General features: G+C 69.9%; 24 protein-coding genes. 10 read left to right on the plus strand and 14 right to left on the minus strand.

What is annotated here, in order from left to right; all coding sequences use genetic code 11:
- Window positions 1–41 precede the first annotated feature (41 nt).
- Window positions 42–1,028, minus strand: coding sequence for a methyltransferase (locus AC6JA9_RS35240; RefSeq protein ID WP_223751383.1), 987 nt, complete (start codon window positions 1,026–1,028; stop codon window positions 42–44).
- Window positions 1,029–1,273: 245 nt separating this feature from the next.
- On the opposite strand from AC6JA9_RS35240, the gene AC6JA9_RS35245 reads away from it, so the two are divergent.
- From AC6JA9_RS35245 to AC6JA9_RS35255, 3 genes are all read left to right on the plus strand, one after another.
- Window positions 1,274–1,561, plus strand: coding sequence for an NAD(P)-dependent oxidoreductase (locus AC6JA9_RS35245; RefSeq protein WP_223751382.1), 288 nt, complete (start codon window positions 1,274–1,276; stop codon window positions 1,559–1,561).
- Window positions 1,562–1,794: 233 nt separating this feature from the next.
- Entirely contained in the window at window positions 1,795–3,174 is a 1,380-nt protein-coding gene (locus AC6JA9_RS35250) for a M57 family metalloprotease (protein ID WP_305070844.1), read from the plus strand.
- Window positions 3,175–3,476: 302 nt separating this feature from the next.
- Window positions 3,477–3,857 carry a type II secretion system protein GspG gene (locus AC6JA9_RS35255; protein ID WP_223751381.1) on the plus strand — a complete coding sequence of 127 codons (381 nt, stop codon included), beginning with the start codon at window positions 3,477–3,479 and terminating at the stop codon, window positions 3,855–3,857.
- A gap of 79 nt (window positions 3,858–3,936) precedes the next feature.
- On the opposite strand, the gene AC6JA9_RS35260 is transcribed toward AC6JA9_RS35255, so the two are convergent.
- Window positions 3,937–4,473 (minus strand): carboxymuconolactone decarboxylase family protein, encoded by a 537-nt coding sequence (locus AC6JA9_RS35260; protein WP_223751380.1) that lies wholly within the window; start codon window positions 4,471–4,473, stop codon window positions 3,937–3,939.
- A 115-nt stretch (window positions 4,474–4,588) separates the two neighbouring features.
- Between AC6JA9_RS35260 and AC6JA9_RS35265 the strand changes: the two genes are divergently transcribed.
- Entirely contained in the window at window positions 4,589–5,161 is a 573-nt protein-coding gene (locus AC6JA9_RS35265) for a MarR family winged helix-turn-helix transcriptional regulator (protein WP_223751379.1), read from the plus strand.
- A 260-nt stretch (window positions 5,162–5,421) separates the two neighbouring features.
- Window positions 5,422–5,946 (plus strand): hypothetical protein, encoded by a 525-nt coding sequence (locus AC6JA9_RS35270; protein WP_223751378.1) that lies wholly within the window; start codon window positions 5,422–5,424, stop codon window positions 5,944–5,946.
- An 81-nt stretch (window positions 5,947–6,027) separates the two neighbouring features.
- On the opposite strand, the gene AC6JA9_RS35275 is transcribed toward AC6JA9_RS35270, so the two are convergent.
- From AC6JA9_RS35275 to AC6JA9_RS35290, 4 genes are all read right to left on the minus strand, one after another.
- Entirely contained in the window at window positions 6,028–9,588 is a 3,561-nt protein-coding gene (locus AC6JA9_RS35275) for an endopeptidase (RefSeq protein WP_497958458.1), read from the minus strand.
- A gap of 248 nt (window positions 9,589–9,836) precedes the next feature.
- On the minus strand, window positions 9,837–10,436 hold the full coding sequence (locus tag AC6JA9_RS35280) for a TetR/AcrR family transcriptional regulator (RefSeq protein ID WP_267699577.1): 600 nt from the start codon (window positions 10,434–10,436) through the stop codon (window positions 9,837–9,839).
- A gap of 20 nt (window positions 10,437–10,456) precedes the next feature.
- Entirely contained in the window at window positions 10,457–11,026 is a 570-nt protein-coding gene (locus AC6JA9_RS35285) for an imm11 family protein (protein ID WP_497958459.1), read from the minus strand.
- A 37-nt stretch (window positions 11,027–11,063) separates the two neighbouring features.
- Entirely contained in the window at window positions 11,064–11,483 is a 420-nt protein-coding gene (locus AC6JA9_RS35290; protein ID WP_497958460.1) for a DUF4345 domain-containing protein, read from the minus strand.
- A 62-nt stretch (window positions 11,484–11,545) separates the two neighbouring features.
- Here AC6JA9_RS35290 and AC6JA9_RS35295 point away from each other — a divergent pair, with 62 nt between their 5' ends.
- The 3 genes from AC6JA9_RS35295 (at window position 11,546) to ileS (ending at window position 16,602) form a co-directional block, all read left to right on the plus strand.
- A complete protein-coding gene (locus tag AC6JA9_RS35295; protein WP_497958461.1) occupies window positions 11,546–12,148 on the plus strand; it encodes a TetR/AcrR family transcriptional regulator in 603 nt (200 codons plus the stop codon).
- Between the two features lie 103 nt (window positions 12,149–12,251).
- A complete protein-coding gene (locus AC6JA9_RS35300) occupies window positions 12,252–12,794 on the plus strand; it encodes a hypothetical protein (protein ID WP_408889241.1) in 543 nt (180 codons plus the stop codon).
- A gap of 61 nt (window positions 12,795–12,855) precedes the next feature.
- A complete protein-coding gene (gene ileS / locus AC6JA9_RS35305; RefSeq protein ID WP_497958462.1) occupies window positions 12,856–16,602 on the plus strand; it encodes an isoleucine--tRNA ligase in 3,747 nt (1,248 codons plus the stop codon).
- Window positions 16,603–16,865: 263 nt separating this feature from the next.
- On the opposite strand, the gene AC6JA9_RS35310 is transcribed toward ileS, so the two are convergent.
- Genes AC6JA9_RS35310 through AC6JA9_RS35345 form a run of 8 tightly spaced genes read right to left on the minus strand, consistent with a single transcriptional unit; the run spans window position 16,866 to window position 23,934 of the window.
- On the minus strand, window positions 16,866–18,605 hold the full coding sequence (locus AC6JA9_RS35310) for a complex I subunit 5 family protein (protein WP_223751370.1): 1,740 nt from the start codon (window positions 18,603–18,605) through the stop codon (window positions 16,866–16,868).
- A complete protein-coding gene (locus tag AC6JA9_RS35315; protein ID WP_223751369.1) occupies window positions 18,602–20,089 on the minus strand; it encodes a proton-conducting transporter transmembrane domain-containing protein in 1,488 nt (495 codons plus the stop codon). The genes AC6JA9_RS35310 and AC6JA9_RS35315 overlap by 4 nt, the downstream gene beginning before the upstream one ends.
- Window positions 20,086–21,513: a complex I subunit 5 family protein gene (locus AC6JA9_RS35320; RefSeq protein WP_223751368.1), complete on the minus strand. Its 1,428-nt coding sequence runs from the start codon at window positions 21,511–21,513 to the stop codon at window positions 20,086–20,088. The genes AC6JA9_RS35315 and AC6JA9_RS35320 overlap by 4 nt, the downstream gene beginning before the upstream one ends.
- On the minus strand, window positions 21,510–21,839 hold the full coding sequence (locus AC6JA9_RS35325; protein WP_223751367.1) for a cation:proton antiporter subunit C: 330 nt from the start codon (window positions 21,837–21,839) through the stop codon (window positions 21,510–21,512). Before AC6JA9_RS35325 ends, AC6JA9_RS35320 begins: the two co-directional genes overlap by 4 nt.
- Window positions 21,836–22,768, minus strand: a complete 933-nt coding sequence (gene mbhE, locus AC6JA9_RS35330; protein ID WP_223751366.1) for a hydrogen gas-evolving membrane-bound hydrogenase subunit E — start codon at window positions 22,766–22,768, stop codon at window positions 21,836–21,838. The genes AC6JA9_RS35325 and mbhE overlap by 4 nt, the downstream gene beginning before the upstream one ends.
- Window positions 22,765–23,076, minus strand: coding sequence for a monovalent cation/H(+) antiporter subunit G (gene mnhG, locus AC6JA9_RS35335; protein WP_223751365.1), 312 nt, complete (start codon window positions 23,074–23,076; stop codon window positions 22,765–22,767). Before mnhG ends, mbhE begins: the two co-directional genes overlap by 4 nt.
- Window positions 23,073–23,369, minus strand: a complete 297-nt coding sequence (locus tag AC6JA9_RS35340; RefSeq protein ID WP_223751364.1) for an MrpF/PhaF family protein — start codon at window positions 23,367–23,369, stop codon at window positions 23,073–23,075. Before AC6JA9_RS35340 ends, mnhG begins: the two co-directional genes overlap by 4 nt.
- Window positions 23,362–23,934: a Na+/H+ antiporter subunit E gene (locus AC6JA9_RS35345; protein WP_194869425.1), complete on the minus strand. Its 573-nt coding sequence runs from the start codon at window positions 23,932–23,934 to the stop codon at window positions 23,362–23,364. Before AC6JA9_RS35345 ends, AC6JA9_RS35340 begins: the two co-directional genes overlap by 8 nt.
- Before the next feature lie 301 nt (window positions 23,935–24,235).
- Between AC6JA9_RS35345 and AC6JA9_RS35350 the strand changes: the two genes are divergently transcribed.
- Both AC6JA9_RS35350 and AC6JA9_RS35355 read left to right on the plus strand, forming a co-directional pair.
- On the plus strand, window positions 24,236–25,636 hold the full coding sequence (locus AC6JA9_RS35350; RefSeq protein WP_223751363.1) for a tryptophanase: 1,401 nt from the start codon (window positions 24,236–24,238) through the stop codon (window positions 25,634–25,636).
- Between the two features lie 113 nt (window positions 25,637–25,749).
- Entirely contained in the window at window positions 25,750–26,571 is an 822-nt protein-coding gene (locus AC6JA9_RS35355) for an alpha/beta fold hydrolase (RefSeq protein WP_223751362.1), read from the plus strand.
- The last annotated feature ends 10 nt before the right edge of the window (window positions 26,572–26,581 follow it).

The raw sequence follows: 26,581 nt of genomic DNA on the forward strand, positions 1-26,581 counted from the left end.
CGAAATGGAGGGTTTACCTCCTCCCGCGTCGGGCGGACGGCTCACGCCACCTTGCCCACGATGATGGAGTACGGGCCCTGGGTGGGGACGACGCGGTCCAGCTTGAAGCCGCCCTCGGCGAAGAGCACGTCGTACTGGACCTGGGTGCGCTCGCGTCCGCCCGCCAGCGACAGCATGACGATGTCCATCACCAGCGCGGGGTGCAGCTCCGGCCCCTCCGGCAGCATCATCTCCAGCACGAGCAGCTCCGCGTGGGCCGGCGCCGCCTGGCGGATGTTGCGCAGGATGGAGATGGCCTGCGGGTCCGCCCAGTCGTGGAGGATGTTGCTGACGATGTACGCGTCCGCGCGCGGCAGCGGCCCGACGAAGAAGTCACCGCCCTGCTTCTGCATGCGGGCATGCGCCTGCGCGTGCTCCACGACGTGGGGCAGGTCGAACAGCGTGCCGCGCGAGCGGGGCGTCGCGTCGAGCACCGCCGACAGCACGTGGCCGCGGCCACCCGCGATGTCCGCGATGTGCTCGTAGCGGTGGAACTCCATCGCCTGGAGCATGGCCGCGATGGCCATGTGCGACTTGCCCGTCATCGCCGCGTCGAAGATGCGCGCGTCCTCCGGGTGGGACTGGAGATACGGCCACAGGCCGCCGGGCGTCACCGTGTCGCACGCCGTCTGCCCCGTGCGCGCGGACACCGTCAGCGCCTGGGCGCTGCGCCAGTTGATGTCGTCGTTGAACATCATGACCAGCGCCTTGAGCGAGTGCGGGTGGTTGGCCTTGAGGTGCTCGGAGTAGTCCGTGTGCGCCCAGCCCTGCGCGCGCCGCTCGAACACCCCCTGCGCCGACAGCAGGCGCAGCATCCGGTGCAGCGAGTCCGCGTGCGCCCCCGTCGCCTTCGCCAGCTCCTCCGTGCTCATCGGCGTCGTCCCCAGCACGTCCGCCACGCCGAGCTGTGCAACCGCATACAGACACCGCGGGGCCAGATACGACGTGGTGAGGTTGAAGATGAACGCTGGGGCGGGAAGTCGTTGCATGTGCGCTCCTGGTCGGCAGGCCTTCAATTGCCTGCAAGCTGAAATTCTACCTGGACCCGGGAACGACCCAGACACTCCCGCATACCGCCCTGCCTTCAAATGAACACAGATGCTGTATCCCATGACAATGACTGACATGGCGCACTCCGTCACGGAGCGTTGACTAAGGGGTTGTCGCCAGCCCCGCGGGGAGGGGCCATTCCAACACCGGGGGCGCCGAGGTGCCCGGCCCGGGGCGCCCTTTCATGCGTCCCGCCGGCCCCTTCGCCAAGGTGGCTCCCGGAGCGCCCCGCGCGGGACGGCGCTGGTATTGCCAGGAGGGCGCGGGCACTCGTGGCCTGATGGCAGCACAGGCGCTGGACGCATGGGGACCCCGGGGGTTCTTGAGCCACATCGCGCGAGGGTCCATCGTCGACGAGGCGGCGCTCATCCGCGCGCTCCAGGAGGGCGCATCGCCGACGCCAGCCAGGGTGTCTTCGAGCACGCGCCGGACGTCCCTCCCACCCTCGCGGCCTGTGGGAAGGTCGTCCTGACGTCCCATGCGGCCAGCGCCACCGGCGCCGCGCGCGGACCAGGTCTTCGCCAGCGTGCGAGACCATTTCAGCAGCAAGCTCTGACAGCGCTCAGCTGTCTCGAATCTCGGGGTTCGAGAGGGATTTATCATCCAGACATGTCACTGAGGACTTGGGGTGGGGGCACGCTATGAGACCTGGCGCGAAGCCCACGCCGGGCGGCGCATTCCCCGTTGTCAGATAGACGAGCATCCATGTTCAAGCAGGCAGCAGTCCTCGCCGCGACCGGTGTCGCATGGCTGGCCGGTTGTGGCGGTGTCGAGCCTCAGATGGAGCAGGAGGAGATCATCGCCAACCTCATCGAGGCGGGCTACCCGGCCCGGGACATCCAGGTCATCGACGAGGCGGTGTTCGTGGGCGGCGACGCGCACGTGACGCTCCAGGCGTCCCGCGAGATGCTTCAGGCGACCGAGGGGAGCCAGGAGCAGTTCCGCACGACCAACCTCGTCGGCGCCCACGTGACGAAGATCTGCATCAACCCCGCGCCTGGGTACGACGACTACATCTTCCTGCGCCAGGGGCTCGACCTGGCCATCGAGAACTACAACGCGCTGGGGCTGCGCTTCACCCTCGCGCGCGGTCCGACCGACGGCTGCACCGCGAACATCACCATCGCGCCCACCTCCGAGAACGTGAGCAGGGCGGGCTTCCCTGATCTCGGGCTGCCCTACGCGAACATCACGATGACGACCCAGCTGGGCGAGTTCTCCCTCGACGTCACCGAGCACACCATCACCCACGAGATTGGCCACGCGCTCGGCCTGCGCCACTCGGACTACTACAACATCTACATCAGCTGCCTGCAGTACTACGGCCACAACGAGGGCGACATGGGCGTGGGCGCCATCCCCATCTCGGGGACGCCGGAGGCCGCCACGTGGGACGGCTCCGTCATGAACACCTGCCCTCACGTCAACAGCAGCGGCGAGTTCACCAGCTCGGACGCCGACGCGCTGTTCGCGCTCTATGGAAAGCCCTGCGGGAGCGTCAACGTCGCGGAGTATCGCGGACAGACAGGGAAGCAGCTTCGCTGCGCCTGCTCCTCGGGGGGCTCGGGCTCGGTCTGGGGGACGAACAACTACACCGATGACTCGGACATCTGTCGCGCCGCGGTGCACGCGGGGGTGATGCCCCCCAGCGGGGGGAAGGTGACCGTCGAGGTGCAGCCGGCCCAGAGCACGTTCATCGGAACCACCCGCAACGGCGTCACCTCGTCCTCCTACGGCTACTGGGGCGGGAGCTACCGCTTCATCGGGGCGCAGATTCCACAGCCCCAGACGACGCCGCTCTGCTCGACCTACAACTTGACGTCCTATCGCGGGCAGACCGGGAGGGCCATCCGCTGCGGCTGCCCGACGGTGAGCCTGGGCGCGTCGATCTGGGGCACGGACCTGTACACCGATGACTCGGATGTTTGCGCGGCCGCCGTGCACGCGGGCGCGATTCCCGCCTCCGGTGGAGATGTCACGGTCACCATCCAGCCGGGCCAGAGCAGCTACACGAGCACCAGCCGCTACGGCGTCACCTCGTCCTCCTACGGCTCCTGGGCGGGGAGCATCTCCCTGAGCCCGTAGTCCTCCTCGCGGCAACGGGCGGCCCGGAGGAGAATGCTCCGGGCCGTCTCACCCAATCACAGACGCCGCGAGGGACTCGGGGCCGCGTGGTGCCTCCATCGGCGAGCACCTGTCTGCCAATACGGCGCGCCCCCGGGGCACCACCCTGACGGGATGACGCGCCTGGAGTCAGGAGCAGACCTTGGCGCACGGGGAGGTCATGCGGGCATGGGGTTTGAAATGCCACCGCGCCCATGAATGACACCGACGCCCCACCGCCCCTCCCGGACTCCCGCCCGCGCCCACGAAAGGTGTGGCCCTGGGTGGTGGCGCTCAGCCTGCTGTCCTGCTGTGGCTTCAATGTGTTCGCGGTCATCCTCCCCAATTACAAGGCGGCGCAGCTGGACCGGGCCCAGTACGACCTGAAGAACCTCCGGCGCATGCTGGTCGGCTACCGGATGAAGACAGGGCGATACCCGACGCGAGAAGAAGGACTCCAGGCCCTGGTGACGAGCGGGCTCATCATCGGGGCCGTGCCGCTCGACCCCTGGGAGCGGCCCTATGGCTACTCGGTCGAGGCAGACGCCGTGGAGGTGTGGAGCCTGGGCCCGGACGGCCGTCGCGGCTGCGAGTGCGATGACCTCGTGGATGGGTATCCCGAGGGCCGACGTCCACCGTGCGCGGCGCCGCCGCACGCGCGATGACGACTATCGCGCGGGGCCGGGCGGGGACCTCCCGCTCGGCCTCACACGGTGCGAACACGCCACGGACCTCCGCGAGGACTCAAGCGACGCGAGGGAAGTCCACCTCGGTGCCCGCCACGACGTTGAGGTAGTTGGTGAGCACGTTCTGCGCGACGGCGGCCACCACCTCCACCAGCTCCGCGTCGCTCAGCCCCACCTTGCGCGCCTGCGCCAGCTGCGGGCCCACGTCCGCCGCCCGCGTCCGGGCGATGGCCACGGCCAGGTCCAGGATGGCCTGCTCGCGCGGGTCCGCCGAGCGCCCCGAGCGGAACCCCGTGAGCTCATCCGCCTTCACCCCCTGCCCCTTCGCCAGCGCCGTGTGCGCGGAGAGGCAGTAGGTGCAGCGGTTCAGCTCCGCCACCGCGATGGCGATGGCCTCCTGCGTGCGCGCGGACAGCTTCGCGCCGCCCATGGCGTTGAAGTAGCCCGCCACGGCCTCCAGCGCCGCGGGCGAGTGCGCAAAGGTGGAGAACATCTTCGGCACACCCCCGAACTTCGTCTTCAGGGCGGCGAGCGTGGGCTCGGAGGCCGCGGGCGTGTTCGAGGGGCCAACAGGGGCAATCAGGGGCGTCGTCATGGGGTGCTCCCAGGGACTGCGGGTGGTTCAGCGGGTCGATTAGTATCGACTCGATACTAAATGCGCCCGTCCCCTTCGCTTGTCAACTCAGTATCGACACGATACCTTTTGACCCATGGCCGGCGACCGCCTCTACGCGCTGCTCGAGCGACTCGGGAACCTGCTCCGAACGGAGGAGCGGGCGGCGGGGCTGCCCCATGGGTTGCAGCCGGTGCACCTGCAGGCGCTGCGCTACCTGCAGGCGTGCAATCGCTACAGCAACACCCCCGCGGCGCTGACGGAGTACCTGGGGCTCACCAAGGGCACCGTGTCCCAGACGCTGCTGCTGCTGGAGGAGAAGGGGCTGCTCCGAAAGGAGGCGGACACGGAGGACCGGCGCGTCGTCCACCTGCTGCTGACGGACGAGGGCCGCGCCGTGCTGAGGGCGGCCCTGCCACCGGAGCTCTTCAAACGGGCCCTGGCGCGGCTGCCCGGCGATGGCGAGGGACTCGAGGAGGCGCTCACCGGACTCTTGAGCGCGCTGCAGGCGGCGAACGCCCAGCGCAGCTTCGGCGCCTGCGCCACCTGCAAGCACTTCCAGCGCGAAGGCTCGGGGCGCTTCCGCTGCGGACTGACGCGCGAGCCGCTGTCTCGCGAGGACAGCCAGTTGTTGTGTCGGGAGCATGAAGCCCTGCCCGTGCCTCACTGACACGAGGCTCAGTGCGTGCGCCCGGCTGCGATTCCATCCGGTGGAACGGCTCCCGGACACCCTTCCCACCGAGGGCTTCGACTTCACCGTCGCCCCAGCGCCGCACGGAGCGTGCTGAAGACGCGAGACGCCCCGTGGGAGGCAGATGGTTGCCGGATGAGTGGCATCCAGACACCTCCTTGAACCTGTCTCCTCGGAGGAGGTCTCATTGCATCAGGGCACGCGGTGGTGATTCACGGCCCCAACGGAGGAGGCATCGGATGCGGAAGGCGACGTTCGCGAGATTGGGAGCCATCGGCACCGTGGTGATGCTGTCGACGGGGTGCGGCTTCGAGAAGAGCGTTTACGACATCGAGCTGAACGAGGCCGAGCTGAGCGCCGTGCCCTACGTCTGCGACAACGGCCGGAAGGGCTTCTCGGCTGCCTGGGAGGTCTCTACGAAGCAGCGATGGACCATCACCGCGGGAGAGCATGGCGACACGCGCATCGAGGTCCCTGGCTACTTCCGGACCCAGCTCCACAAGGTCCCCCTGGATGAGACGCCCTTCATCGTCAACGGAACCTCGGTCGAACGAGGCCCGTTCCAGTTCGTGGGCCTCGAGACCTTCATCGAGGACGACACCGGCAGTGGGACGGTGGTGCAGCGCTTCGTCATCGAAAGCGATTCGCTCGAGGCAGACCGCGTCGAGGGATTCATCGACCTCAGGACCCAGCTCATGGATGCCAACTTCGACACGCCCACGTGCAACTACGTGGTGAGCTTCACCGGCCGCCGCGTGGACTGAGTCTCGCGATACTCCACCAAGAGGCGCGCCTGGCGCACCGCCAGCCCCTGACACGAGCGGGCTGGCGGCACCGGAGCAAGCTCAGCGAGTCACCTTCGCGCGGCCCTGCACGGCCTGGGGCCGGGTGGGGCTGGACGCGACGGCGGCGGAGACTCCGAACACGACGTCGTCGTTGTCATCGTAGAAGCCGAAGGTGCAGCTCAGCTGCGGGCTGGACGCCTCCACGAACTGGGCCCGCAGGACGTGCTGGCCCACGCTGCTGCCCACGGTGAAGGTGTGGCTGAAGGTCTTAGCGCCGCTGCCCGTGCACTGCAGGCCGGTGACGAGCGTGGACCAGAGCGGGAAGCCGGACACGGGGGCGTAGTAGAGGTTGAGCTTGTCCGTGGCGTCGTAGCACCAAACCGTCACGTCCACCTTGACCTGCTTGCCCGGCGTAATCGGCCCGCCGTCCACGCTGCGCAGCACGACGCGGTCGATGCTCTCGTCCAGGTGGTAGAAGCCGAACGGACCATCCGGGCAGCCATCCAGCGTGTTGGGCTCGTTCGGCTCCGCCGCGAGGAACTGGCTGCCACGGCTGTTGACCAGCGTTCCGGTGTCGCAGCCGCAGCCGTTGCCGCAGACCGGCGTGCCGAGCGTGGCGTCATACGTGGCCACGGGCGGCGTCGTGCACGTCCCGCCTCCGCCCGTCTGGGTGGTGAAGCTGAAGCCCGCGCTGTAGTTGCCCGCGCCGCACGCATCCACCGCGCGCGCCCGCCAGAAGTACTGCGTGCCGGCCGTCAGCGCGGGCGTCACGCTCCAGGTGCTGGTGGGGAGCGTCGAGGCCGAGCGCACCACGCTGGAGAAGCCCGCGTCGGTGGCCACCTGCACCTCGTAGGACGTCGCGCCCGTCACATCCCCCCAGTCGAGCACGGGGGACAGCGCGACGCCCGTCGCGCCATTGGACGGCGTGGCGAGCACCGGGGCCGCCGCGGGCTGACAGGTGGTGTCCGCGGTGGTGAAGCGGAAGGCCGCGCTGTAGTTGCCGGCGCCGCAGCCGCTCACCGCTCGCACGCGCCAGAAGTACTGCGTATTGGCCGTCAGCGCGGGCGTCACGCTCCAGGTGCTGTTGGAGAGCGCCGTCGCCGAGCGCACCACGGTGCCGAAGGCCGCGTCGGTGGCCACCTGCACCTCGTACGACGTCGCGCCCGCCACGTCCGCCCAGTCGAGCACGGGCGACAGCGCCACGTTGGCCGCCCCGTCCGCCGGGGTGGAGAGGGTGGCGACACCCGGGGGCGTGCACGGACCGCCGGCCGTCGCGCAGGTGCACGCGGCGGCGGGGCCGTAGCAGGCGCTGGAGCTGGCCGGCACGACGGAGTAGCAGTACTGCCGGCCATTGGCGACCTCACCATCCGTGTACGTGGTGCCGGTGACGGTGGCGACGCGCACCTTGCCGAAGTCACAGCCCGCGTAGCCCTCCGTCTTCATCACCCAGTACTCGCTGGCGCCGGGCACGCTGTTCCAGCCGAGCGCCACCTGGCCGTCGCTCGGCGTGGCGGTGGCGGTGGGCGCCGTCTTCGGGCCCGTGGCGCAGCCGGAGTTGGCGGGCGCGGGCGTGGAGCAGGCGATGCCGTGGCGGTTGAACGCCGCGTGGATGGCCGTCATGTGCGGCGTGCCGTCGTTGAGGTTGCCGTTGTCGTCGTCCGCGGCCAGCCACTGCATGTAGCCGTGGCTCGCGCCGCAGCCATCGGACGTGCCCGCCGAGCAGTTGCAGGCGTGCCACGAGCCCACGTTGCCGCTGCCCTGGTAGAAGACCTTGTTGCCGATGATGAACGCCGTGTTGGAGTCGTAGTTGAACGGCGCGGCCTGCAAGTCACGAGCGACCAGGTCCCACGCGGCCTGACGCACGGGCGCCGCGGCGCAGTGCACCTGACGGCCGCAGGGGCCGGTGCCGGAGGAGCAGCGCGAGCACACGAAGTTCTGCGGCGTGGCCGGCGTCTGGTTCGCGTGCGCCAGGTAGTCCGCGTCGCGCACGCCGGAGCAGCGGGTGTTGCACCACGTCCCGCCCGCCTGCGCCTCGTTCTGGTTGTAGCCCGTGCCGTCCGGCGTCATGCCGCAGCCCAGGTTCGTCGTGGCGAAGAAGCCATAGCCCACGCACGAGGCCTGCAACCGGTAGATGGACGCGATGTCCGCGTACGCCTCGCTGGAGTTGCTCAGCGCGCCGCCGGAGTCGAAGTCATCCATGCCGTGGCCCCACTCGTGGTCGAACACGGCCGCGATTTCGCCCGTGTTCCGGCAACCACCGCCGCTGCGGTAGAAGTTGACGGTGGAGCCGTTCCAGAAGGCGTTGCACGTGCTGTTGATGTTCACGTTGGCGGTGAGCTGGTTCTGCAGCCACGTGTTGTTGGGCAGCCAGCCGCGGCCCAGCTCGGCGATGCGGTTGAGCTCGTAGAAGGCGGAGCGGGAGGCCGGCGTGTTGCCCGCGCCACCGCCGCCCGTGGTGCAGTCGTGCTGGTTGTTGGCGCCGCCCAGGTTGAGGTTGCCGGTGGCCGAGCTGGTGCTGGGCGAGCCGCACGTGTCGCTCACTCGCACGTAGCGGCCGGCCAGCGTGGTGGTGACGTTGCCGGAGGAGTAGTTGAAGACGCCGGCGCCGTCGGTGAAGTTGTTGGGCGAGGCCAGGCCCGTGTTCGCCCAGGGCATGGGCGTGTCCAGCTGCATGGTGCCGCAGGTCGTGTTGTCGGGGCAGATGCCGGTGCTGCTCAACGGATAGATGCCGCCCTTGATGGTGGCGTCCAGGTAGTGGTTGTCGTCCTCGAGCGCGAGCACCTCGCCGGAGTGCGCGTCCACCGTCACCTTCCAGCGCTCCACCTCACCGGGGTTCTGGAAGCCATACGTCCAGACGAGCTGGTGACGGTAGCCCTCGCCGAAGGCCGCGTCGGCGCGCGCCAGGGGGGCGAGCTCCAACGTGGGCTCCTGCCACAGCGTGCTCGGTGTCTCCAGGAGGCCAAAGCGCTCACCGCCGAGCGTCAGGGCCTGCTCGGGGCTCAGCGTGGGCTTCGTGGCCGCGGTGACGTTGCTCCACGCCTCCGTCCCCAGGAGCACCATGTTGCCGTGGCTGAGCGTGGCGACGAGCTTGCCGTGGCGCACGGGGATGCCGTCGACCTCCTGCGGGATGAGCACGTGCCACAGCACGTCGGTGACTTGCTTCACGCGGGGCTGGCCCAGCTGGCGCAGGTCCACGCCGAGCGCGGCCTCGTTGTCGCTCAGGAACTTGAAGAGTGCGTCGGCGACGACGGCCTCGTCGACCTCGCCGGTGGAGCGGCCCAGCTGCTGCTGGAGCGAGCCGAGCGTCACGGTGTTGCCCACGCCCTTGCCGGGGATGAGGGGGATGGCGCCCTGGACGGCGGAGGGCATGCCCGTCAGCGGGTCCAGGTACACGTGGAAGTCGCGCCCGTTGCGGGCGAAGAAGTCGTCCCACGCGCCGGGCGCCGCGCCCTTCAGCTTCGAGCGGGCTTCATCCAGGGACACGTTGGAGACGGGCAGGTACAGCTCCGGCTTGAAGAACGCCTGGCTCGCCAACGGGCTCGGTTGTGAGGGCTGGAGTGCCCACGCCAGCGCGCTGCAACACAGCACGAGACAGGCGACCCACTTCGACGATTGACGCATGCGGTCCTCCCGCGAAACGCGAAAGACAGACACTCCCCCCTGGGAGCACGCGTCCAGTCGAGCCCGCATCTGCGGGGCGTGAAAATCGCTACTTTCAGGAACTGTCGGACTTGCGGAAAGCCCTCTGGCGACGCGGAGCTAGACGGCCAAGGAGTGAACACTCACAAGGACTTCAAGTCTCACGTGTTCAAGACGGCGGGAAAGCAGCCGTTGCACTGGAGTTGACGCTTCGCGCCGGAGGCGGGGGCTCAGGAGGGGAAGAGCAGCCGCGTGTATTGCTTCACCCAGGCGCGGCGGGTGTCGAGGGTGCGGAAGTCGAGCAGGAGGACCTGGTCGAAGACGCGGGGGAGCATGGACACGAGGAGGATGGAGGACCAGACCTGGGTGAGCGCGAGTCGGCGGCGTGCTTCCTTCAGGTGGGGTGTGGCGGGGGCGAGCTTTCGGGACAGCGCTTCGAGGAAGGTGTTGAGGCGTTGGACGGCGGCGCCGTCGTAGCGTTGGTGCACGAGCGCGTCGTGCAGGTGGGCGTGGGCGATGCGGGGGTAGCGGCCGACGTTGCCGACGACGTCCTCGAGGAGGGTCTCGAAGGCCTCGCGGACGGAGAGGCCCTCATCGAGGAGCCTGTCGAAGTCGAGGAGGACGTGGGTGAAGGCCTGGTCCAGGGTGGAGTCCAGGGCCTGGGTGATGAGCTTCTCCTTGCTGCGGAAGTAGTAGCTGATGGCGGCGCTGTTCACCTGCGCCTCGCGGGCAATCTCGCGGATGCCGGTGGCATCCAGCCCGTCGCGCTCGATGCAGATGATGGTCGCCCGGAGGATGCGCTCCCGGGCGTCCTGTTCCTTCGTTCCCATGCGCCACCATACGGTGGACCTCAGACCTCAGTGAAGCGCATCCCCGTGATACCGAGCGCCTCCAGCGCGAGCTTGAGGTCCTCGGAGATGATGAGCGCCACGGACCAGCCCCACGTCCGGAAGAGCTTTGCCTCACCCACCTTCGAGGGGTCGATTCTCAGCCCGTCCACGTCCCGGTACTGGCCCACCTTCTCGGGCCGGCCGTCCTCGGCGGTCCACCGCTCCACCTCCCGGGACGCCGCGTCGTCGATGCACTCGATGAGTTTCGTCGCCACGAGGATGCTGTACTGCTCGGGGTACTCCGGAATCTCCACCGGGATGACCTGCACATCCTCGGGTGCCAGTTCCGTGAGCAGCGTCGCCACTCGGACGTGGACGACGGGTGTCGAAATCCCCGCGAGGGTGAAATCGAAAGTCCTGCCCGGGACGTCCACGGGAATCCTCAATCGACCCGGGTTCTCGATGCGACGCCCCTTCTTGAACAGCCAGGGGTCCTCGACCTCGCGGCCACTCATGTCCGTGGGGATTCCGAGAGAACATCGCCCAGGGAGCGACATGTCGGGAGCAAGCTCGAAGAACCGTTTCGTCATGGGCTTTGAGCAGAAGGCTGCAAGTACGTAGCACCCATCAAGTCCACGGCAGCGCCTCCGCGCGCACCAGCATCTGCGCGCTCCTCGACCACAGCACCGCGCAGAGCGCGCCAATCACCAACTCCGCCACCATCGCCGCGACCAGCTCCGGCGCGGGCGTGCCGTCCACGGCCAGGCTCAACAGCCGCGACATGCCGTAAGACAGGTACAGCGTCGTCGACACCGCCAGCGACGTGAACGTCAGCCGGCTCCAGATTCCGCCGGCCATGATGAGCAGCCCACACGCCAGCAACGCCCCTCCCGGCGCGCGCACCTCGCTCAACAGACTCACCTGCCCTCCATGGTCGATTCCACTCCACCCGTGGAACGCCTGCGGCGTGAACAACAACGCCGCGCCAATCGCCCCCCCGATTGCGCCCACGACCAGCAACACCCCCTTCGTCATCCGGTTTCGCATCGCCGTCCCTCGCTTGACACCGTGTCAATTGACTCCGCGAGAGATATTCGCGACTTTACATCATGTCAAGTGAACCGCCGGAGACCCGGACCCGCATCCTCGCGGCCGCGCTGCACCTGTTGGAGACGCGCCAGGGGCAGGCCGTCCGGATGAGCGACATCGCGAAGAAGGCCGGCGTCAGCCGTCAGGCCGTCTATCTGCACTTCAACACCCGGGCCGCCCTGCTCATCGCCACCACGCTCTACCTGGACGAGCTCAAGGACGTGCGCACGCGCCTGGTCCCCAGCCGCACCGCGAAGAGCGGCTCGGAGCGGCTGGACGCATACGTCGGCGCCTGGGCCGACTACATCCCGGAGATTCGCGGCGTGGCCAAGGCGCTGATGGCCATGGCCGACACCGACGAAGAGGCCGCCGAGGCCTGGAAGAAGCGCATGGAGGACATGCGCGAAGGCTGCGCCGCCGCCATCGAGGCCCTGCGCGCCGATGGCACCCTCTCCCCCGACTACACGGCCCGCGAGGCCACCGACCTGCTCTGGACGCTCCTGTCCGTGCGCAACTGGGAACACCTCACCCTGGAGCGCGGCTACTCCCAGCCTCGCTACAAGGACCTGCTGCTGCGCACCGCGCGCCGGCTCTTCGTCCGCGCCCCGCGCTCGACTTCATGAGCGTGCGCCAGCCGCTGCGCACCGTGCAGTCCCCTGCACACGTCCCACCCCCTGCCTCCGCTGCAACTTCCTCCAGGTCCGTGCGTTGCAACTCCAGCACGCCATGAACCCACGCCTCCTCTGCGCCCTCCTCGTCCTCCTCCCCTTCGCGTCGCAGGCCCAGGTCTCCTTCCCCAAGAACGAGACCTGGCTCACCGTCGGCCCCCTCGTCAGCATCGACGACCTCACGGGCAAGCCCCGCTACGGGCTGGGGCTGGAAACCACCCTCAACTGGGTCCATGAAGTCCAGAGCCTGGGCGCCTTCGCCCAGGCCCAGTGGATGACCCAGGGGGAGGCCCGCCTCGCCGGCGGCATCCAGGGCACCCTGCTCTTCGCGGGCCTGGAGCTGGGCGCCTACCACCTCACCGGAACCGAGGACCACCTGCCCACCACGGGCCTGCAGCTCACCCCCTTCCTCACGGGCATCTACGGCTCGCTGGGCGTGCGCATCAGCCTGCCCCTGAGCGACAAGGGCGGCGCGCTCGGCCCGGACGGCGTCCCCGGCCGCGTCCGACAGGGCCGCGAGGTGGGACTCGTCCTGACAGGCAAGCTCCCCTTCCTCCTGGGCGGCACGAGCACCTACGAGCCGTCCTATCCCTGGAACTAGGAGCGCATCCCTCCTCGGGCCCCCTTCCCTCCCTCGCTCCGGGTGCTATCAAGCACCCACCATGCCTGAGTCAGCGCCCCCCGCCCTGTTCGACGCCGTACCCGCGGAGATGGACTTCCCGGCCGAGGAACGCCGCATCCTCGCCTTCTGGAAGGACCGTCGCATCTTCGAGCGCTCGCTCGAGGCGCGCGAAGGGGCCAAGAGCTTCGTCTTCTACGAGGGCCCGCCCACCGCCAACGGCCTGCCCCACAACGGCCACGTCCTCACCCGCGTCATCAAGGATTTGTTCCCCCGCTACCAGACGATGCGCGGCCACTACGTGCCTCGCAAGGCGGGCTGGGACACCCACGGCCTGCCCGTGGAGGTGGAGGTGGAGAAGGAGCTGCGCATCCACGGCAAGGCGGAAATCGAGCGCTATGGCGTGGAGCCCTTCACCGAGCGCTGCATCGAGTCCGTCTTCCGCTACACCTCCGAGTGGGAGCGGCTCACCGAGCGCATCGGCTTCTGGGTGGACCTGAACCAGGCCTATGTCACCTACCACCGCCCCTTCGTGGAGAGCGTCTGGTGGGCGCTGGCGGAGCTGCACCAGAAGGGCCTGTTGTACCAGGGCCACAAGGTGGTCTGGTGGTGGCCGCAGGGCGGCACCGCGCTGAGCTCGGCCGAGGTGGGCCTGGGCTACAAGACGGTGGACGACCCGAGCGTCTACGTCGCCTTCCCGCTGCGCGACGCGCCGGACACCTCGCTGCTCGTCTGGACGACCACGCCCTGGACGCTGCCGTCCAACATGTACGCGGCCGTCAACGCGGGCGTCGACTACGTCACCGTGGACGCGGGCGACCGCAAGCTCATCGTCGCCGCCGCGCTGCGCGAGGAGCTGGCCAAGAAGCTCAAGAAGGACCTGCCTGTCCTCGACACGCAGCCGGGCCGCGCGCTGGTGGGCCAGCGCTACCTGCCGCCCTTCGACGTGTACTTCTCCAAGGAGGGGGACACGCGGCTGGCGCTGCGAGACGGCGGCGACGACGTGCGCGCCTGGCGCGTGCTGGCCGCCGACTTCGTCACGCTGTCGAGCGGCACGGGCATCGTCCACATCGCCCCGGCCTTCGGCGAGGACGACTACGACGCCTTCCGCAAGGACCGCGAGCGCTTCGCCCAGCCGCACGCGATGGAGCTGTTCTGCGCGGTGAAGCCGGACGGCACCTTCTCCGAGGACGTGCCGCTCGTCACCGGCAAGTTCGTGAAGGACGCGGACAAGGACATCCAGCGCAACCTCAAGGAGCGGGGCCTGCTGCTCGTCACCGAGCAGTACAAGCACGAGTACCCGTTCTGCTGGCGCGCGGATGACGACCCGCTCATCCAGTTCGCCCGCCCCGCCTGGTACATCCGCACCACGGCGGTGAAGGACCGCGCCATCGCCAACAACCGCGCCGTCAACTGGGTGCCCGAGCACATCAAGGAAGGCCGCTTCGGCGACTTCCTGGCCAACAACGTCGACTGGGCCCTGTCGCGCGAGCGCTACTGGGGCACGCCGCTGCCTTTGTGGGTCCACTCGGAGACGGGCGAGGTGGAGGCGGTGCCCTCGCTCGAGGCGCTGCGCCAGAAGCCCGGCAGCAACCTGGGCGCCGTGGAGTCGGAGCTCGCCGCGTTCCTCAAGGGCAAGCCGCACGAGGCCAACGCGCGCCACCTCATCGTCCACAAGCCCTGGATTGACAAGGTGACGTACGAGAAGCCGGGCACCCCGGGCCGCTTCGTGCGCGTGCCCGAGGTGGTGGACGTGTGGTTCGACTCGGGCTGCATGCCCTTCGCGCAGTGGGGCTTCCCGCATGCGGAGGGCTCGCACGCCATCTTCAACCGCGCCTTCCCGGCGGACTTCATCTCCGAGGCCATCGACCAGACGCGCGGGTGGTTCTACTCCCTGCTCATGGTGAGCACGCTGGTCTTCGACGAGGAGACGCAGGCGCGCCTGGGCCTCGTGCCCCAGCGGGAGTGGCCGCACCCGTACAAGAGCTGCATCGTGCTGGGCCACGTCTCCGACAAGGAGGGCCGCAAGGAGTCCAAGTCCAAGGGCAACTACACGCCGCCCGAAATCATCCTCGACGAAGTGCGCATGGACTTCGCGGTGCTCACCGCCGCCGAGGCGGGCATGCCGGGTGAGCCGGGCGTGGCGCTCATCGCGCGCGAGGACCTGGAGGGCCTGGACCTGGTGGAGGGCGCCAAGGTGCAGGTGTTCCGCCCGGACCGGCCGGACGTCTTTGTCACCGTGACGGTGAAGGCGCACAAGAAGCTCAAGCGCCGCGTGGTGCTGCTCGGGCCCGCGGAGCACGAGAAGCTGGGCGTGGCGCCGTCCGCCAAGGGCGCGGGCGTGATGCCGGTGGAGGTGCCGAGGCTCGCGGCCTCCGAGCGCGTCACCGTGAAGGACCCCAACGCCAAGGCCCCCGGCGCGGACGCGTTCCGCTGGTTCTTCTACGCGGCGAGCCCCACGTGGTCCAACACGCGCCACTCGCTGGCGAACGTGCGGCTGTTGCAGAAGGACTTTCAAATCAAGCTGCGAAACGTCTACTCGTTCTTCACCATCTACTCGAACATCGACGGCTTCAACCCGGCGAAGGGCAACCCGGACGCCAAGGCGGCGCCGTGGGAGGCGGTGAAGCAGAGCCAGGGCTGGCGCGAGGTGAAGCAGCGCCCGCTCCTGGACCGGTGGATCCTCTCCGAGGTGCAGCTGGCGCTGCGCGACGTGGAGAAGGCGCTGGACACCTATCAGGTGTACGACGCGGCCCAGCGGCTGGTGGCGCTGGTGGACGGCCTGTCCAACTGGTTCCTGCGCCGCAGCCGGGACCGGTACTGGACGGCCGGCCTGGAGCAGGACAAGCAGGACGCTTACTTCACGCTGTACGAGGCGCTGACCACCATCGCCGCCATCTCCGCGCCGTTCATCCCGTTCTTCGCCGACGAGATGTGGGGCAACCTGGTGCGCAAGCCCTGGCCCGCGACGCAGCCGGAGAGCGTGCACCTGGCGGACTTCCCCAAGGCGGACGCGAGCCTCATCGACGCGGAGCTGGCCGCGGACATGGCGGCGGTGCGCGAGCTGGTGTCGCCGGGCCTCAAGGTGCGCACGGACAACAAGCTCAAGGTGCGCCAGCCGCTGGCGCGCGCGGACATCATCCTCGCGCGCAAGGAGCTGACGCAGCGGCTGGCCGCGTACAAGGATTTGCTCGCGGACGAGCTGAACGTGCACGAGGTGCGCTTCGTGGAGCCGGGCAGCCCGGACGCGGACGTGGTGCGCTTCCGGGTGCGGCCGAACCTGCGCGCGGTGGGCGGGCGGCTCGGGCCCAAGCTGGCGCCGGTGCGCAAGGCTTTCGACACGGGCGACGGGCGCGCGCTGCACCGCGAGCTGCTCCAGACGGGGCAGGTGGCGCTGGAGCTGGGCGGCGAGAAGCTGGTGTTCACCGGCGAGGAGCTGGAGACGCTCGTGGAGGCCAACCCCGGCTTCGCGGCGGCGGGCACCGGCGCGGGCGTGGTGGTGCTCCACACGCAGCTCACCGAGGCGCTCGTCGACGAGGGGCTCGTGCGCGAGCTGCTCGCGCGGGTGCAGGGGGCTCGCAAGGATTTGGAGCTGGGCTACACGGACACCATCCAGCTCTGGGTGGACGGTGATGCGCGCGTGAAGCGCGTGACGGACGAGGGCCGCGCGTTGATTGCGCGGGAGACGCTCGCCTCCGCCATCCACGTGGGGCCCGAGGGCTTCACCGGGCAGGAGGAGGAGGTCAGCCTCAACGGCCTGCCGGCCCGCCTGCGCGTCCAGCGCGGCTGAGCCTCACCGGCCCGCGTGCTCGACACGCGGGCCGCGCCCCGGGGTGCGCTATTTCGCGCGAGCGCGCGGGCGCCAGGCACGCCCCGGGCCCACCCTCACGAAGCTCGCGGGCTCAGCGACACCAGGCCCTGGCGCGAGGGCAGGAGCAACATCCGCGCGAAGCGCGCATGGCTCCGCCGGCCCCTCATCGCGGCGCGAGAGCAAGGTCGACACCGGCGCGAAGCCCTTGTGAACCGGCGACGTCCTCGCGAGCCCGCGCAGCCTCAGCGCACCAGCAGGAACAGGAAGACGCCCAGGAACACCAGCAGCAGGAAGCCCACGTGGCTCAGCCGGCTCAGCCCCTCCTCCCCGCGACCCACCGCGCGGAGGAAGAGGTCCCGCACCCGCTCGAACCCGCGCAGCGTGCGCACCGTCAACTCACTCGGCTTCGAGTCCTCGCGCTCCGCCCCTCGCGTCAAGAGTCGCCACCCGGGGAGCACCCGCCGCGACAAGGGCCACAGCACGTCCCCCGCCGGTATCTCCGGCACGCTCCGGCCCATGCGCCACGCCACGACGCTCACGGCCACACCCAGCGCCACGGGCCAGGCCGCGGACAGCAGATTCTTCGGCTCCAGGAGCTTGGGCAGGAACTCCGAGCCCACCGGCGGCCCTACCAGCAGCACCGTGTCCACGACGAGCAGCAGCACCCACGACAACCACATCCCTCCGGTGGCGCGAGTCCCCTGCTCGGGCGCATCGGGGAGCACCGTCACCAGGAAGCGCGCCATGATGAGCGTGCTGCCCACCGCCGCCAGCGACAACAGCGTCGGCACCACCTCCGGCGCGTGCGCCACCGCCTCCGCCGACTTCAACGACAACTTCGCCAACGCCCCGCTCGTCAGCGGCGCTCCGGCGATCTCCAGCCCGGCCCACACCAGCCCCACCCACACCACCACCGCGCGCCAGCCCCGGCGCCCCGTCTCGTGCACCAGCCCCGCGCCCAGGAACAACAACCCCTTCGCCAGGGAGTGGTGCGTCGCATACACGAGCACCGCGCCCACCAACACCGGCGCCGCCTCCGGTGCGCCCAACGCCAGCCCCACCGCGAGCGTCAAGAACCCCATCTGGCTGATGCTCGAATAGGCGAGCACCGTCTTCGCCTCCCTCTGCGTCAGCCCCACCAGCACGCCGTAGAAGCTCGCCGCCAGGCCCAGGACCACGAGCACCTGGCCCACCTGGGGCACGCTCGCCTCGCCCAGCGGCAGGAAGCGCAGCCAGCCCAGCACGCCCACCTTGATGATGGTGCCGCTGAGCACCGCGCTGCCCGGCGCGGGCGCCACCGGATGCGCCAGGGGCAGCCACATGTGCAAGAGCAGCACGCCCACCTTCACGCCGAAGCCCGCGAGAATCAGGACGCAGATGAGCGCGCGCTCGGGCGACTGCGCCACCACGCGCGGCACCTCGTCGAACGTCAGGTTGATGCGCGTGCCCGCGATGAGGAAGAAGGCCGCGAGCAGCAGCACCTCGCCCACCAACGCCATGATGATGTACACGCGCCCCGCCCGCGCCGCGCGCTCGTCCCGCGAATGGACCACGAGCCCATACGCGCAGAAGGTCATCATCGCGAAGAACAGGTAGAAGCTCGCCATGTCCCGCGCGAGCACCGCGCCCACGTTCCCCACCAGCGTCGCCAGGTAGAAGCCCCAGAACGAGGCCTTCCGCCCGTCCTCGCGCAGATACCCTCGCGCGAAGAGCCCGGAGAACAGCCACAACACGCCGGTGAAGAGCAGGTACGTCCGCGTCACCTCGTCCGGCGCGTACAGCCGCATGCCCAACAGCACGTGCGGCCAATACACCGTCGCCCCGGCGCTCAAGCCCAGCACCACCGTCGGCAGCGCCGCCCACGGCGCCAGCAGGACGCCCCCCTTGCGCGTCGCCGGCAGCAGCACCGCCACCGTGAGCAAGAGCGGCACGCCCAACGTCGCCATGACCAGCAGCGAGGGCACCTCCTCCCAGCCGCTCATGGCCGGAACTCCCGGTCCGTGATGAGCCGCGTCCAGCCCAGGGGACTGAGCTCCGCGCCCGCGAACAGCCCGGCGGCCACCGACAGCGCCGCCGTCACCACCGTCGGGAACAGCAGCGCCCAGCCAATCTCCCACCCGTGGGGACGCGGGCTCGGCGTCCAGTCCTCACGCGGCGCCTGGAACCACGCCGAGTAGACGATGGGCAGGAAGTAGCCCGCGTTGAGCAGGCTGCTCAAGAGCAGCACCACCACCAGCCACGACTCGTCCGCCTCCAGCGCGCCGATGCCCAGGTACCACTTGGTGATGAAGCCCGCGACGGGCGGAATCCCAATCATCCCCAGCGCGGCGATGGTGAAGGCCGCCGTCGTCAGCGGCATCCGCCGCCCCACCCCACGCAGCTCCTTCACCCGGTGCAGGTGCAGCTCCTCCGCGTAGTTCCCCGCGCAGAAGAACAGGGTGATTTTCATCACCCCCTGATGCACCAGGTGCACCAGCCCTCCAATCGTCGACACCGTGCCGAAGATGGAGATGCCCGCCACGATGTACGCCACCTGGCTCACCGTCGAGTAGGCCAGCCGCTTCTTCAAGTCCCCCTGCTGGAGCGCCTTCAGCGAACCGTAGAGGATGGTGATGGCCGCGACGACGGCCAACGGACGGGTCACCCCCAGGTCGTGCACCAGGTAGACGCCATACACGTCGTAGATGACGCGGGTGATGCCGAACGCCCCCGCCTTCACCACCGCGACAGCGTGGAGCAGCGCGCTCACCGGGGCGGGCGCCACCATCGCCACCGGCAGCCAGCCATGGAACGGCACCAGCGCCGCCTTCACCGCGAGCCCGCCGATGAGCAGCGCGAAGGCCACCGTCAATTCCGCGCGGTGGCCCGCCACGGCCGACAGCGCCCCCCGCTCGGTGAACTCCACCGAGCCCGCCAGCGTGTAGAGCAGCACCACGCCCGCCAGGAGCAGCGTGGCGCCGCTGAGCGTGTAGCGCAGGTACACGTTGCCCGCGCGCAGCGCCTCCTTCGTCCCGCGGTGGATGACCAGCGGATACGTGGACAGCGTGAGCATCTCGTAGAAGAGGAAGAACGTCAGGAGGTTGCCCGCCAGGGCGATGCCCATGGTCGAGGCGACGCACAGCGAGAAGAAGCCGAAGAAGCGGCTGCGGTGCCCGGTGCCCTCCAGGTAGCCCACCGCGTAGATGGTGGTCACGAACCACAGCACCGCGGACAGCGTGATGAAGAGCAGGCTGAACGAGTCCGCCCTGAGCACCAGGTCCGCGTTGGGGAAGAAGGTCACGCGCGACTCGTACTGACGCCCCTGGAACACGCCCCAGGCCATGGCCGCCGTGAGCAGCAGCTTCGTCGCCGCGGCCGTCAGGTTGAGCACCGTGCGCGTGCGCCGCGCCTCCTCGGAGAGCAGGAAGATGATGAGCCCCGGCAACAGCGAGCTCAAGAGCACGCACATGGGCAGCCAGGTGTTCATCGCGCCGCCCCCACCGCCAGCAGCCCCAACGGGAACCAGGGCACCAGCCCCAGCACCAGCGCGATGAGCGCCAGCGCGAACGGCGCCAGCTCGTTGCCCAGCGGGATGGCGCGCACCGTGACGCCCTCGGGCAGCGGCAGGAACGAGCCCCGGAGGATGCGGAAGACGTACGCCGCCGCCTGGAGGCTGCCCACCAGCAGCACCACGCCCCACCACCACTGGCCCGTGGAGATGGACGCGTTGAGCAGCAGCCACTTCGCGATGAAGCCCCCGCTCGGGGGAATGCCAATCAGGCTGATGCCTCCCAGGCCGAGCGCCAGGAAGGTGAACGGCATCCGCCCCGCCAGGCCCTGCACTCCGCCCAGCGTGGTGATGCCCACCGCCTGGTGGATGTTGCCCACCGCCACGAACATGGAGGCCTTGGCCGCCGCGTGCGAGACGACCAGGTAGATGGCCCCCGCCCTCGCGTCCTCCGTCGCCATGGGGAAGACCAGGAACAGGTAGCCGATCTGCGCGACGCTCGAGTACGCGACCACGCGCTTGAGCTGCGACTGGAGCAGCGCCAGCAACGAGCCCCAGATGACGGCGGCCGCGCCCAACAGCCCGAGCAGCTGCGCCACCTGCGCGTCCATCACCGGCGCGAAGACCTCCATCCACAGCCGGAACAGCACGTAGTAGGAGCCCTTGGAGATGAGCGCGGACAACAGCGCCGTCACCGGCGTGGGCGCGCCCGCGTACGTCGGCGGCAGCCACACGTGCAGCGGGAACAGCGGCGTCTTGAGGCACAGCCCCACCGTGACCAGCGCCGCCGCCACCCACGTCACCGGCCCGGGCTGGACGCGCTCGGCGAGCAGCCCCACGTCCAGCGCCGCATAGGCCCCATACAGCAGCGCGATGCCCAACAGGTAGCAGAGCGAGCCCGGCAGCGCGAAGAGCAGGTAGCGCAGCCCTCCGTCCAGCCCCGGCGAATCCCTCCGCACCGCGATGAGCGCCACGGCGCCCAGCGTGGTCAGCTCCAGCGTGACGTAGAGGTTGAAGGCGTCCGCCGACAGCACCAGCGCGTTGAGCGCGCACCAGACCAGCAGCCACAGCGGCAGGAACTCCCGGTCCTCCCGGTCCGGCAGGTGGTCCAGCGCGTGGACGCTGGTGAGCGAGCCCACCAGGGCGATGGTGAGCAGCATCAGCACGGCGAGCCCGTCCGCCCGCCACTCGATGCCCAGCGGCACGCCCCAGCCGCCGATGCTCTGGCGCAGCACACCCCGGTGCGCCACCTCCCACGCCAGCACGGCGGACGCGCTGAGCGTGGCCACCGACGTCACGCCCGAGATGAGGCGCACCGCGGGCCGTCCCACCAGCAGCGCCAGCACCGCGCCCAGCAGAGGGATGACGACGGGCCACGCCATCAAGGCCGAGGCTCCCGTCATGAGAGCTCCCCATCGGAGACGGGCTCCCGCTCCGGGGTGTGGGACTGCTCGGCCTGCAGCCGCGCCATGCGCCGCGCCAGCGCCACCGCGAGCGCCGTGGCGCTCACCGACACCACGATGCCCGTGAGCACCAGCGCGTGCGGCACCGGGTCCGGCACGCCCGTGGGCACCCGCCGCGCGAGCGCCACCAGCACCAGCAGCACGCCGGAGCCCGCGATGTTCGCCGCGAGGATGCGCTTCACCACGTGCTGATGGGAGAAGAGCCCCACCAACCCCACGCTGAACATCGCCACGCCCGAAAGCGCATAGACGGCCCACGGGCTCACGGCGTCTCCTCCGGCAGCGCCCGGGGCGGCCGCGTCCCGGGGAAGAACATCAACAGCACCATGGCGATGGAGACCGTCAGCGCCGCCTCCACGACGAAGATGAGCGTGCCCGCGTACTTCTGGGGGTACTCGAGCAGCCGCCCTCCGGAGACGAGCGGCGCCACCGCCACCAGGATGAACATCAACGGCCCGGTGAGCAGCGCCCAGCGCACCCGGGGGGACGACATGCGCGGCGTGCCCATGCGCGCGGTGAGGATGGCCACCACCCCGCCGCCCGCGAGGATGGCGCCCGCCTGGAAGGCTCCGCCCGGACCGTGGTCGCCCACCCAGACCAGGTAGCCCGCCACCAGCAGCAGCGCGGGCGTCATCATCCGGAACAGCTCCCCCGTCAGCGGGTCCTCCATCGCCTCCTTGTCCGGCCGCTCGCTGCGCGGGTTCACCGCGCGCGCGCCCAGCGCGGCCACCAGCAGCACCGCGATTTCCAGCAGCGTGTCGTAGCCCCGGAAGTTCAAGAGCACCGCGGTGACGGGGTGCTCCACGCCGCTGTCCCCCTGGCGCGCGGCGATGAGCGGCCCCAGGCCCCGGCTGTCGGCGGGCAGCGCGAGCACCGCCCAGCCCAGCGGCGCCGCCAGCGCCACCGTGCACAACAGCGCCCAGGGCCTGCGCCGCGCGCGGGCGCGCACGTCCGAGGAGTCCTCCTCCGTCCAGCTCAGCGTGTGCATCAGCAGCGCGCCCGTCAGGCCCGTGCCCACCGCGGCCTCCACCAGCGCGATGTCCGGAGCGTCCAGCCGCGCCCAGCCCAGCGCGGAGAACAGGCCGAAGGCCACGAAGAGCACCACCGCCTGCGACAGCGCTTCCGTCCTCAGCACCAGCCAGGCCAGGAGGGGCAGACAGATGGCGAGGCTCGCGTCGAGCAGCCCGTCCATCATGACTCCCGCCGTCCAGTCCAGGCGGGCGTGCCCCGCCGCAGCGCCGCGCGGGCGATGAGCTGACACGTGAAGGCGCTGGCGACGAGGACGAACAGCCAGACCAGGAACAGCTTGAGCGCCGTGGCCCACGAGCCCGACTGGAGCGCCAGGCCCACCACCACCAGGCCCAGCCCCAGGTTGTCCACCTTGGTGAGCGCGTGCAGCCGGCAGTACACGTCCGGGAAGCGCAGCACGCCCACCGTGCCCGCCAGACAGAAGCCCGCGCCCGCGAGCATGAACGCCGAAGAGACACCGTCGAGGAGGGTCATCGGCGCGGCTCCTCGCCGCGAGCGCGCGCGTCCTCCGCGTCGCTGCCCACCGCGAAGCGCACGAAGGCCACCACCGTGACGGGCGCGAGCAACGCGAAGATGAGGGCCACGTCCCGCAGGGGAGCGCTCCCCTCGTTCCCGGCGAGCAGCACCAGCACGCCCACGCCCGTGGTGCCGAAAAGCTGCGCCACGATGAAGCGGTCCGTCAGCGTGGGCCCACGAACGACGCGCACCATGCCGGCCAGGATGTTCAGGAGCAGGAAGAGGGCCAGGCCCGTGCGCAACTCATGCATGGGCGCCCTCCCGCGGCGGAGCGGACGCGTCCAGGCCGAACAGGCGGCGCACGCGGCGCTCCAGGTCCTCCAGCTCCTCATGGATGCCCTGCCCCCGGTCCACGAGCGCGTGCACCACCAGCTCCTCGCCCTCCACGTCCGCGTTCAGCGTGCCGGGCATCAGGCTGAGGGTGATGCGGAACAGCGTCTGGGGCGCGCCCTCGGGCAGGCGCATCGGGTAGCGGACGAAGACGGGGGAGATGGGCAGGCTGGGCGAGAGGGCTCGCTTCGCCACGTCGAAGCCGCCGTGCACCGAGCCCTTCAGGAAGAAGAGCGCGAAGCCCGCCACGCCCAGGAGCGTCCACGCGTGGCGACGCGGCGGACTCAACACGAAGCTCACCCCGGACACGACGCCCACCACCACCAGGCCGAACGTCAGGCTGCTCGGGTCGCCGTCACACAGCGCCCACCACGTCAGCGCCAGGAAGACCACGCGCGCCACCGCGCTCTTCCAGGCCCCCACGTCCAGCCGAGGCGTCCGACTCCGGCCCTCCTCCGCGCTCGCGCGCGCGTCTCCAGTATCCACGGGGTCCACGCGTCGGACCCTAGGCCAGCCACCCCGCATGCGGCGGACGGAGTCCCTCGTCACGTTCGTCATCGGACGCTTGGTGGACGCAGTGGCGCATAACCGACGAAGCCCGGAGGCTCCAGGGGCGCGCTCGGGGCCTTTCGATTCCAGACATGCGCGGAGGCGCTCTGTCCGGGGCCCGCAAGCAGCTCGCCCTGCGGGGCATCGCCCTCGAGGACTGTCCGTCGGTTCAATGGGCAACGGAACCTCGGCGCCGCAAGTTCGTCGTCCCCAGCCCCCTCGATGAGGAGCGTCGCCGATGACGAAGCCCCAGGTCCTGCCCGAGCCCTTCCGCATCAAGATGGTCGAGCCGCTCGCCCTGCCCTCGCGCGACACCCGCGAGACGGCCCTGCGCGCCAGCCACTACAACATGTTCCAGCTCAAGAGCCGGGACGTGTATCTGGACCTGCTGACGGACTCCGGCACCGGCGCCATGAGCAAGGCGCAGTGGGCCGCGCTGATGAACGGCGACGAGTCCTACGCGGGCGCGGACAGCTTCTACACGTTGAAGAAGACCCTCCAGGAGCTGCTCGGCTTCGACCACTTCCTGCCCATGCACCAGGGGCGCGCCGCGGAGCACGTGGTCTTCAGCTCGCTGGCCCGCGAAGGGGACCTCATCCCCATGAACATGCCGTTCGACACCACGCGGGCCCACATCTTCCAGGCCCGGGCCCAGCCGCTCAGCTGCGTGGTGGAAGAGGCCTACCAGCCGGAGGTGGACGCCCCCTTCAAGGGCAACGTCGACCTGAGCAAGCTGGAGGCGGCCCTCGCGCAGCATCCGCACTCGCGGCGCATTCCGCTCGTCATGGTGACGGTCACCAACAACTCCGGCGGTGGCCAGCCCGTCAGCCTGGAGAACCTGCGGGCCTGCGCGCGGCTGACCCGCGCACGCGGCATCCCCCTGTTCCTGGACGCCGCGCGCATGGCGGAGAACGCGTACTTCATCCAGCAGCGCGAGGCGTCCTGTCGGAACCTCACGTGCGCGCAAATCCTCCGCCGGATGATGGACTGCGCGGACGCCATCACCGTGAGCTGCAAGAAGGACCCGCTGGTGAACATCGGCGGCCTGGTGGCCATGCGCACCGAGGCCCTCTACTACCAGCTGGCGCCCCGGACCATCCTGCACGAGGGCTACCTCAGCTATGGCGGGCTCGCGGGGAGGGATTTGGAGGCCCTGGCGATAGGGCTGCGCGAGATGGTCGACGAGGAGTACCTGGCCCACCGCGTCTCCCAGGTGCGCTACCTGGGGGACCTGCTCACCGAGGCGGGGGTGCCCATCCTGCGCCCGGTGGGCGGACACGCGGTCTTCATCGACGCCGGCGCGTTCCTGCCGCACATCCCCCAGCGGTGCTACCCGGCGGACGTGCTCAGCGTGGAGCTGTATCGCGAGGGCGCCATCCGTGGCGTGGGGCTCGGCGCGCTGGCGTTCGAGGACACCGACCCCGTCACAGGCAGGAAGAAGCTCCCGCGCCTGGAGCTGTTCCGGCTCGCCATCCCGAGGCGGGCCTATACGAACCACCACATGGCCTACGTGGCGAAGTGCGTGGCCGCCGTGCATCAGCGCCGCGCCTCCATCCGCCACGGCCTGAAGCTGGTCCAGGACTCGCCCGTGCCGGGGCTGTCGCACTTCGTCGCGAGGCTGGAGCCCACGCCGCTCTGAGACACCCTCCCCCATCCGGGGGAGTCGGGCGCGCCTCGGCTTGGGGTGGGGCGCGACCGTGCACCTGGCTACGGTGGCTCTCGCGGAAGTCACTTCCCGAAGGAGCCGGCACGATGAGCATCGTCACGACGAAGGATGGAGCGCGCATCTTCTACAAGGACTGGGGCACGGGTCAGCCCGTCGTCTTCAGCCATGGCTGGCCGCTGAACTCGGACAGCTGGGACGAGCAGCTCCAGTTCGTCGCCTCGAACGGCTACCGCGCCATCGCGCACGACCGCCGGGGCCATGGCCGCTCCACCCAGACGTGGTCCGGTCACGACATGGACACCTACGCCGACGACCTGGCCGCGGTGCTCGACGCGCTCGACGTCAAGAACGCGGTGCTCGTGGGCTTCTCCACCGGCGGCGGCGAGGTGGCGCGCTACATCGCCCGGCATGGCACCCGGCGCGTGGCCAAGGCGGTGCTCGTGGGCGCGGTGCCTCCGCTCATGGCGAAGACGGCCAGCAACCCGGGCGGCCTGCCCATCGAGGTGTTCGACAACATCCGCGCGGGCGTCCTCGCCGACCGCTCCCAGTTCTTCCAGGACCTCACCACGCCCTTCTTCGGCGCCAACCGCCCCGGCGCCAAGGTCTCCCAGGGCGCGCGCGACGCGTTCTGGCTGGCCGGCATGCAGTGCGGCCTCAAGCCCGCCTACGACTGCGTCAAGGCGTTCTCGGAGACGGACCAGACCGAGGACCTGAAGAAGTTCGACGTCCCCACGCTCATCATCCACGGCGATGACGACCAGATCGTCCCCATCGAGGGCGCGGCGCGCGCGGCGGCCCGGCTGGTGAAGGGCTCCACGCTCAAGGTCTACGCCGGCGCTCCGCACGGCCTGACGGTGACGCACCGCGAGCAGTTCCACGCGGACCTGCTCGCCTTCCTGAAGTCCTGAGCCTGAACGG

This window comes from Myxococcus sp. MH1 (assembly GCF_059738865.1).